Source organism: Thalassospira mesophila, from assembly GCF_002115755.1.
Lineage (GTDB): Bacteria > Pseudomonadota > Alphaproteobacteria > Rhodospirillales > Thalassospiraceae > Thalassospira > Thalassospira mesophila.
The window spans coordinates 1-867 of record NZ_JFKA01000053.1 but is presented as its reverse complement, the minus strand read 5'-3'; the positions used below and the strand labels follow the sequence as shown (position 1 = coordinate 867).

2 protein-coding genes are annotated in these 867 nt (G+C 63.9%); both read right to left on the bottom strand.

What is annotated here, in order from left to right; all coding sequences use genetic code 11:
* The coding region (locus TMES_RS21985) for a TonB-dependent receptor plug domain-containing protein (protein WP_143589779.1) at window positions 1–441 on the bottom strand (441 nt) is incomplete at its 3' end.
* Window positions 442–480: 39 nt separating this feature from the next.
* Window positions 481–867, bottom strand: a 387-nt coding sequence (locus TMES_RS21980) for an energy transducer TonB (RefSeq protein ID WP_211275997.1), incomplete at its 5' end; no start/stop codon positions are given.

Here is an 867-nt window from a genome sequence, read left to right as displayed (position 1 = left end):
GTCCGCTTCGGAGGAGCCCTGGGTGACGAACACCTCCTCCAGGTTTTCCGCGTCGCCCAGCAGGTTCGGGTAGACCGCGTAGTTGCCGGAGTCGTTGATCGGGATGCCGTCCATCGACAGGCCGATCTGATCCGAGTTCATGCCGCGCATGGTGTAGTCCACGCCGCTCAGGCCGCTGGCGTCGTTGCTGTTGACGTTCAGGCCCGGCGTGTATTTCAGTTTATCGATGGCGTTGGCCGCCGACGGCATTTTGTTCATCGCCTCTTTGGTGACGGTGGAGCGCGCCTTGGCGCTGTCATCCTGCACCATCATGCCGCCGCCGAGCGACTGCCCCTTGACGCTGATGGTGCCGACATCGGTGGCGTCGGCCGCCAGCGCGGCGCCCGGCAGCATCGCCGACATCACCGCCAGATAGATCCCAGAACGATTAAACGATTTCATTGTGTGCATCCCATAAAAATCAAACGATTAACCCTTGCGCTAAGGCGCCTGATAATTGAACGTCGCGGTAAATCTTTTGGTTGTTTGCCCGGCGAACGCCTCGCTCGGGAACGGCTTTACTGAACTGATGCTTTGCAGGCTGCTCATCGCCGCGCGATTCAGCAGCATGCTGGCGGCCTTGTTGGCGATGCCGGAAGAGAGCACCCGCCCGCTGCGATCGACCTCCAGCCACACCTCGACGTTGCCCTGCGGGCGCTCAAGCGAGGCCTGCCGCCCGCTCGGGTAGCGCTTGCGCTGTTCCAGCTCACGGCGCAAGGCCAGCAGGTAGCCGTTTTCTATCGCCTGCGCGTTCACCTTCGGCGCCGCGGGGGCGGCCGGTGCGGGCTGCGCCGCCGGTTTGCTGACCAGCGCGCGCGGTGCGGCGGG